Source organism: Bradyrhizobium sp. CAR08 (assembly GCF_052871955.1).
Window position 1 is genome coordinate 114,512 of the sequence record NZ_JBIXJX010000019.1, and the last position, 6,904, is coordinate 121,415.

Annotated in this window: 8 protein-coding genes; all 8 read left to right on the forward strand. The window is 64.6% G+C overall.

Going from position 1 to position 6,904, the window contains the following annotated elements:
- Window positions 1–33: 33 nt before the first annotated feature.
- The 8 genes from ACIPUD_RS31865 to dapE all read left to right on the forward strand — a co-directional run bounded on the left by ACIPUD_RS31865 (window position 34) and on the right by dapE (window position 6,663).
- Complete coding sequence (locus ACIPUD_RS31865; RefSeq protein ID WP_446482234.1) at window positions 34–1,020, forward strand: DUF1036 domain-containing protein; 987 nt, start codon at window positions 34–36, stop codon at window positions 1,018–1,020.
- A gap of 202 nt (window positions 1,021–1,222) precedes the next feature.
- Complete coding sequence (locus tag ACIPUD_RS31870; RefSeq protein WP_446482235.1) at window positions 1,223–1,915, forward strand: pyrimidine 5'-nucleotidase; 693 nt, start codon at window positions 1,223–1,225, stop codon at window positions 1,913–1,915.
- Between the two features lie 25 nt (window positions 1,916–1,940).
- The gene (locus tag ACIPUD_RS31875; protein ID WP_018453030.1) at window positions 1,941–2,846 is read left to right on the forward strand and encodes a LysR family transcriptional regulator; all 906 of its coding nucleotides are present in this window, start codon (window positions 1,941–1,943) and stop codon (window positions 2,844–2,846) included.
- A 109-nt stretch (window positions 2,847–2,955) separates the two neighbouring features.
- The gene (locus ACIPUD_RS31880) at window positions 2,956–3,315 is read left to right on the forward strand and encodes a carboxymuconolactone decarboxylase family protein (RefSeq protein WP_018453029.1); all 360 of its coding nucleotides are present in this window, start codon (window positions 2,956–2,958) and stop codon (window positions 3,313–3,315) included.
- Between the two features lie 4 nt (window positions 3,316–3,319).
- Window positions 3,320–3,775, forward strand: a complete 456-nt coding sequence (locus ACIPUD_RS31885) for a DUF302 domain-containing protein (RefSeq protein ID WP_231189775.1) — start codon at window positions 3,320–3,322, stop codon at window positions 3,773–3,775.
- 126 nt (window positions 3,776–3,901) lie between these two features.
- Window positions 3,902–4,747, forward strand: coding sequence for a 2,3,4,5-tetrahydropyridine-2,6-dicarboxylate N-succinyltransferase (gene dapD / locus ACIPUD_RS31890; protein WP_026232441.1), 846 nt, complete (start codon window positions 3,902–3,904; stop codon window positions 4,745–4,747).
- A gap of 102 nt (window positions 4,748–4,849) precedes the next feature.
- The gene (locus tag ACIPUD_RS31895) at window positions 4,850–5,503 is read left to right on the forward strand and encodes a DUF805 domain-containing protein (RefSeq protein ID WP_446482236.1); all 654 of its coding nucleotides are present in this window, start codon (window positions 4,850–4,852) and stop codon (window positions 5,501–5,503) included.
- The gene (dapE, locus tag ACIPUD_RS31900; protein ID WP_446482237.1) at window positions 5,500–6,663 is read left to right on the forward strand and encodes a succinyl-diaminopimelate desuccinylase; all 1,164 of its coding nucleotides are present in this window, start codon (window positions 5,500–5,502) and stop codon (window positions 6,661–6,663) included. The genes ACIPUD_RS31895 and dapE overlap by 4 nt, the downstream gene beginning before the upstream one ends.
- Window positions 6,664–6,904: the final 241 nt, after the last annotated feature.

Below are 6,904 nucleotides of genomic sequence, written 5' to 3' on the forward strand. Positions count from 1 at the left end.
CGGCCTCGCCGCTCCGTCCTGACGCGCTTCCTGATGACGCTCCCTGCCGCAGCCATCTCGTTCGTGTTCTCCTCCGCACCGGCCTTCGCCGACCTGAAAATCTGCAACCGCATGTCCTATGTCGTCGAGGCCGCGATCGGCATCGACGACAAGGCGGCGACCGCGACGCGCGGCTGGTTCAGGATCGACCCCGCCACCTGCCGCGTGGTGGTGCAGGGCACGCTCTCCGCCGACCGCATCCTGCTCAACGCCCGCGCGCTCGGCGTCTACGGCGCATCCCCGATCCCGCAGAACGGCAGCGACACGCTGTGCGTCGCGCAGGACAATTTCGTCATCGCGGCAGCGCGGCAGTGCCGCAGCGGCCAGACCCAAGCCGCCTTCACCCAGATCACCCCGACCCAAGGCGCGGACGGCAATTTCGTCGCCTATCTCGCCGAGGACTCCGAGTATGACGACGACCAGGCCCGCCTGGCCGGCATCCAGCGGCTTTTGGTGATCGCAGGTTACGACGCCGCGCCGATCGACGGCGTCGACGGGCCGAAGACGCAAGGCGCGCTGGCCGCTTTCCTGAAGAGCCGCGGATTGTCGTCCGACATCCTGTCGTCGCCGAACTTCTTCAAGACCATGGTCGATGCCGTGCAGACGCCGTCTGCGACAGGCCTCACCTGGTGCAACGACACCGCGCACAAGGTGATGGCGGCGGTCGCCACCGACGACGGCAAATCGGTGACGAGCCGTGGCTGGTATCGCATCGACCCCAAGACCTGCCTGCACCCTGATGTGAGCGGCCAGCCGAAGCAGATATTCAGCTTCGCGGAAGCCATCGACGCCGATAACCGAATCGTCAAGCTGAAGGACAAGCCGCTGAACTGGGGCGGCGACAAGCAGCTTTGCACGCGCGAGACCAAGTTCGAGACCAACGAGCAGACCGACTGCGGCGCGCGCGGTTTCGCGGCCACGGGCTTTAGCGCGGTGGACATGTCGAGCGGCGGCAAGACGCTGCGGTTTGCAATGCCGTGACGGGTGCTGTTGTGATGGTACCGGTGCCACGCACGCCGCTGTCGTCCTGGCGAAAGCCAGGACCCATTACCCCAGGATTGGATTTGGCGAAGAACGACGACCGCAGTGTCCCAATGATCGGTCACGGCGTATGGGTCCTGGCTTTCGCCAGGACGACGATTGAGGGTGGGGCGCCGCCGCGGTCAACGGATAGAGAGTGAAAATGACCTCCTCCCGCGCCTTTGCCCATATCGACACCTGGGTGTTCGACCTCGACAACACGCTCTATCCGCACCACGTCAATCTGTGGCAGCAGGTCGATGCGCGGATCACCGAGTTCGTTTGCAACTGGCTCAATCTGACACCGGTGGAAGCGCGCAAGATCCAGAAGGATTATTACCAGCGCTTCGGCACCACCATGCGTGGCATGATGACCCTGCATGGTGTACGCGCCGACGACTATCTCGCCTATGTCCACAAGATCGACCATTCCCCGCTGGAGCCGAACCCGGCCCTGGGCGAGGCCATTGCAAAACTGCCGGGACGAAAGCTGATCCTGACCAACGGCTCGGTCGATCATGTCGATGCGGTGCTGGCGCGACTCGGCTTTGCCACGCATTTCGACGGCGTGTTCGACATCATCGCCGCCGAATTCGAGCCGAAGCCGGCGCCACAGACCTACCGGAAGTTTCTCGCCGACCATTCGGTCGATCCGACCCGCGCAGCGATGTTCGAGGACCTCGCCCGCAACCTCACCGTTCCGCACGAGCTCGGCATGACCACGATACTCGTGGTGCCGGACGGCACCAAGCAACTGGTGCGTGAAGATTGGGAACTGGCGGGCCGTGATGCGGCCCATGTCGACCACGTCACCGACGATCTGACTGGGTTTCTGCAGTCGCTCGCGATCGGCTGACCCCCGCAGCAACGCAGGAGCGACCGTGCCTCAGAAGCCGACAGACTTGGCTGCGATCGAATGGGAAGACCTGCGCTACTTCCTGCACCTGGCTCGCGAAAAAAGCCTCTCGGGTGCCGCACGAAAGCTGGGCACCACGCAACCGACAATGAGCCGGCGCCTCGAACTGTTCGAAAGCAAGCTCGGTGCGATCCTGTTCGACCGCCTTCCGTCCGGCCTTCGGCTCTCCGACACCGGACGGCAGATTCTCGATTATGCCGAGAGGATGGAGGACGCAGCACTGGCGGCGCAGCGGATCGCAGTCGGCAGCAGCGCTGGACTGACCGGAACGGTGCGCGTGACCTCGCCCGAATGGCTCGGGGCACGGATCCTCTCGCCTTTGCTGGCGAAGTTCTGCGCGGCGCATCCGACCGTCACCGTCGAGCTGGTTACTGACGCCGAGGCCCTGAGCCTCACGTGGCGGGAGATAGATGTCGCCCTACGCTTCGGGCGCTTCCAGCAGGACGGACTGATGCAGCGGAAGATCGGCAGCATTCCGTTCCAGCTTTATGCTGCTGCTGCCTATCTCAAGGCAAAGGGACCGCCCGATTTTTCGGACGGTGGCGCCGACGCTGCGCTCATTACAATGAACGCGGCGCTCGCCGAAAGCGTTGCGGAGACGAAGTGGCTGCGTCGCTATTTGCCGCAGGCACATGTTGGATTCTGCAGCAATAGCCGCGATGGTCAGGCCGCTGCGGCCGCCGCCGGCGCGGGGCTGGTTTGCTTGCCGACTCGGCTGGCCTCGGCCTATCCCGCGCTTCGTTCGATCAAGACGCCGGCGCCCGTCCCGAGCCGCGAGCTGTGGCTGGGATTTCATCGCGACACCGGCAAGGTCCGGCGGGTTCGCGCCGTGGTGGACTTCATCGCGGGAGAATTCCGTCAATTCGCCTGACGCTTCGGCAAGCTGTATAGCGGCCATACGCCCATAGCTGATGGCTCCCGCGAGACCGCACGTCTATCTCTCGAGCTCGGCAACAACCCGCCGTTCGAGGAGAGAGACAATGATGATGGATTGGAGCGCCTATCGGAGCGACTTGCTGGCGCGGATCGGCGACATTGGTGCCCTAAGCCCGGCGACGCTGAAGGGCTATCGCGAACTTGGCGCGGCTGGCCCCCAGACAGGAAAGCTGGACGGAAAGACGCGCGAGTTGATCGCGCTGGCGGCGGCCGTGACCGCCCGCTGCGACGGGTGTATTGCGGTTCACGCCGCCGCCGCCGCACGTTTCGGCGCGAGCCGTGAGGAGCTCGCCGAGGCCCTCGGCGTGGCGATTGCGATCGGTGCGGGGGCGTCGTTGGTCTACTCGGCACGGACGCTCGAAGCGTTCGATGCGAGCCGGGCACCGAAGCCGGGCGAAGGCTGATCCGATGACGCAAACACCGCAACCTGTGGCCTTCTCCGGATGCGGTTCGGCCGCAAGCTCGTTTCAACGGTCGGTCACCTCTTCGTTGACCGTCGAAGAGGTGGTCACCCGCTTGAAGCAGGGAATCATTGCGGCAGACCTCTGGATCCTGCACGAGATCGACCCGCAAATGCTGCTCAGTCGTGGCGGCTTCGCCATCGGCCCCGCGCGTCAGGTCCTGTTTTTCCACCCACGCCTGATGTCGCGGCTGCTGACCGCCGATAGCGCGGCGCTGCTCGAGGCCCCCCTGAAGTTCGCCGTGATCGGCTTTCCAGACGGTCAAGCCGAACTGCGATGGCTTGATCCGGCTATGGCCTTCGCGCGCTACCGTTCACCGGCATTGACCGAACTCGGAAATGAGCTCGCCGGCCTCTGCGAGGGTATCGTGAACGGCATCGATCTCGCGGGCACATCAAAATAGCCGCCGGCCATGTCCCGGGCGCGTCCGAACGCGCCGGGACATGGCCGACTGCGTTCTTGACTCTCTCGCTCCAAGTCCCGAAAAAGCGATCCAAATTCCCCGCAAATGCTGCTCAAGGATCGCCAAATGTCCCTGTCCGTCCTCGAATCCACCATCAACGGCGCCTTCGAGGCGCGCGACGGCGTCTCGACCTCGACCAGGGGCGAGGTCCGCGAGGCCGTGGATCACGCGCTGGAGATTCTGGACAAGGGTGAGGCCCGCGTTGCCGAGCGCGGGGCCGACGGCAAGTGGAAGGTCAATCAATGGCTGAAGAAGGCGGTGCTGCTCTCGTTCCGCCTCAACGACATGGGCGCCATTTCCGGCGGCCCCGGCAAGGCGGCCTGGTGGGACAAGGTGCCCTCGAAGTTCGACGGCTGGGGCGAGAACCGCTTTCGCGATGCCGGTTTCCGTGCCGTCCCCGGCTCCATCGTGCGCCGCTCCGCCTTCATCGCCCGCAACGTCGTGCTGATGCCGTCCTTCGTCAATCTCGGCGCCTACGTCGATGAATCCACCATGATCGACACCTGGTCGACCGTCGGCTCCTGCGCGCAGATCGGCAAGCGCGTGCACATCTCCGGCGGCGTCGGCATCGGCGGCGTGCTCGAGCCGCTGCAGGCCGAGCCCGTGATCATCGAGGACGATTGCTTTATCGGCGCGCGCTCCGAGGTCGCCGAGGGCGTGATCGTGCGCAAGGGCGCGGTGCTGTCGATGGGCGTGTTCCTGGGGGCGTCGACCAAGATCGTCGATCGCGAGACCGGCGAGATCTTCATCGGCGAGGTGCCGGAATATTCGGTCGTCGTTCCCGGCGCGCTGCCCGGCAAGCCCATGAAGAACGGCCAGATCGGCCCGAGCACCGCCTGCGCCGTCATCGTCAAGCGCGTCGACGAGCGCACGCGCTCCAAAACCAGCATCAACGAGCTGCTGCGGGATTGATTCGCGGCACCAGCTGCCGTACGACACCGAGGGTCCATCGAACCCGCCCTCCCCCCATCGCGACCAACATCCGGGCGACCTTTCCCGCCCGGAGCCTTTGGTATGGACTGGATCTGGTATCTCTTCCGCTTCGACGGCCGCATCAACCGCGCGCTGCTGTGGCAGGCGCTGCTGATCGTCATGATGCTGGCCTGCATGCTCGGGATGATCGACCAGGCCATCAAGGTGCTGAACGGGGCGGCAACTTTCGCCTTCAACTTCAAAGTCGACTTCGATTTCGGTGTCGACGACATCTTCGACGTGGTCGATCCCAGGGCCTATCGTCAGCTGGCTACGGCCGATCGGGCGACCCTCATCCTCAAAGTGTTCGGCACTTTGCTATTCCTGTGGATCTATCTCGCAACCGTGACCAAGCGGCTGCACGATCGCGACCGGAGCGGCTGGTGGCTGGTTCCGTTCTTCGTCGTGCCTGCGTTGTTCGACCAGTTCTCGGACCTGCTGCCCACCAATTCAAACTGGGTTCTTGCCGTCGCCTGGGCCGTGCACATTCTGTGGTTTTGGGGCCTCGTGGAAATGTTCATTGTGCCCGGCACCTCGGGCGACAACCGGTTCGGCCCCGATCCGTTGGCCGACGTTGAAGATGGCTCCGCGCCCGCCTCGCCGCTGGCGAAAAGCTGGGACCAGCAGGGTGAGATCGAATTTGTGCCGCCCAGTGCTAGCCCACCCGGCGGCATGCATGTTAAGCGGGGCGCATGACCGATGCTCTCTCGATTGCCCGCGATCTCATCCGCTGCCCCTCGGTAACTCCGGCCGATGCCGGGGCGCTGGGCGTGCTCGAACAGGCCCTCAATGCGGCGGGCTTCAGGTGCCACCGCGTGACCTTCAGCGAGCCCGGCACCGCCGACGTCGACAATCTCTATGCGCGGATCGGCACTGACGGGCCGCACATCACCTTTGCCGGCCACACCGACGTGGTGCCGCCTGGCGACGAGAGCGCCTGGAGCGTCGGCGCGTTCTCCGGCGAGGTGAAGGACGGCTTTCTGCACGGCCGCGGCGCGGTCGACATGAAGGGCGGCATCGCCTGCTCGGTCGCCGCGGTGCTGGAGCATCTCGCCGCGAACGACGGCAAGCCGCGCGACGGCAAAGGTTCGATTTCCTTTCTGATCACCGGCGACGAGGAAGACGTCTCCATCAACGGCACCATCAAGCTGCTGCAATGGGCGGCCGAGCGCGGCGAGAAATTCGATCATTGTGTGCTGGGCGAGCCCTCCAATGTCGAGACCCTCGGCGACACCATCAAGGTCGGCCGCCGCGGCTCGCAATCCGGCACGCTGTATGTCGACGGCGTGCAGGGTCACGTCGCCTATCCGCACTGCGCCGCCAATCCGGTGCCTGATATCGCGCGGCTGATCGTGGCCATCTCGGACGAGCCGCTCGACCATGGCAGCACGCAGTTCCAGGCCTCCAACCTCGAATTCACCTCGGTCGACGTCGGCAACACCGCCAACAACGTCATCCCGGGACAAGCGCGCGCAAAATTCAACATCCGCTACAACGACAACCACACTCAGGCGAGCCTGCGCGAGCTGGTCGAGACGCGGCTGACAAAAGCCTGCGGCAACCGCATTCGCGCCCGCATCGTCTGGGAGCCCTCGAACTCGAACGTGTTCGTGACCAAGCCCGGCCCGTTCACCGAACTCGCGGTGTCCGCGATCGAGGAAGTGACGGGCCGCAAGCCAGAGCTGTCGACGTCAGGCGGCACCTCGGACGCGCGCTTCATCTCGAGCTATTGCCCGGTGATCGAATTCGGCCTGGTCGGCCAGACCATGCACCAGGTCGACGAACGCGTGCCGGTCAGGGATCTGGAGCAGCTGACCAAGGTGTATCGCGGGATTTTGGCGAGGTATTTTGGGTAGGCCCCATTGCCGCCAAACCCACTGCTGTCATCGCCCGGCTTGGTGTTTAGACCGGACAGATCACTGACAGGTGTTCGGAGACATAGCTGACACTTCAAACTGGGCTGGAATGGTCGATTCGGGAGGCCTTCCATGCCCTGGAACGAGGTGTCGGTGATGGATCAGCGACGGGAGTTTGTGCGGCTTGCGTTGCAGGAAGGGGCGAACCGGCGGGAGTTGTGCCGGCGGTTCGGGATCAGTC

Bases quoted from the DNA above. Each gene is read 5' to 3' on its own strand.
- ACIPUD_RS31865 (WP_446482234.1), top strand. From the start codon at position 34: ATGACGCTCCCTGCCGCAGCCATCTCGTTCGTGTTCTCCTCCGCACCG.
- ACIPUD_RS31870 (WP_446482235.1), top strand. From the start codon at position 1,223: ATGACCTCCTCCCGCGCCTTTGCCCATATCGACACCTGGGTGTTCGAC.
- ACIPUD_RS31880 (WP_018453029.1), top strand. From the start codon at position 2,956: ATGATGATGGATTGGAGCGCCTATCGGAGCGACTTGCTGGCGCGGATC.
- ACIPUD_RS31885 (WP_231189775.1), top strand. From the start codon at position 3,320: ATGACGCAAACACCGCAACCTGTGGCCTTCTCCGGATGCGGTTCGGCC.
- dapD (WP_026232441.1), top strand. From the start codon at position 3,902: ATGTCCCTGTCCGTCCTCGAATCCACCATCAACGGCGCCTTCGAGGCG.
- ACIPUD_RS31895 (WP_446482236.1), top strand. From the start codon at position 4,850: ATGGACTGGATCTGGTATCTCTTCCGCTTCGACGGCCGCATCAACCGC.
- dapE (WP_446482237.1), top strand. From the start codon at position 5,500: ATGACCGATGCTCTCTCGATTGCCCGCGATCTCATCCGCTGCCCCTCG.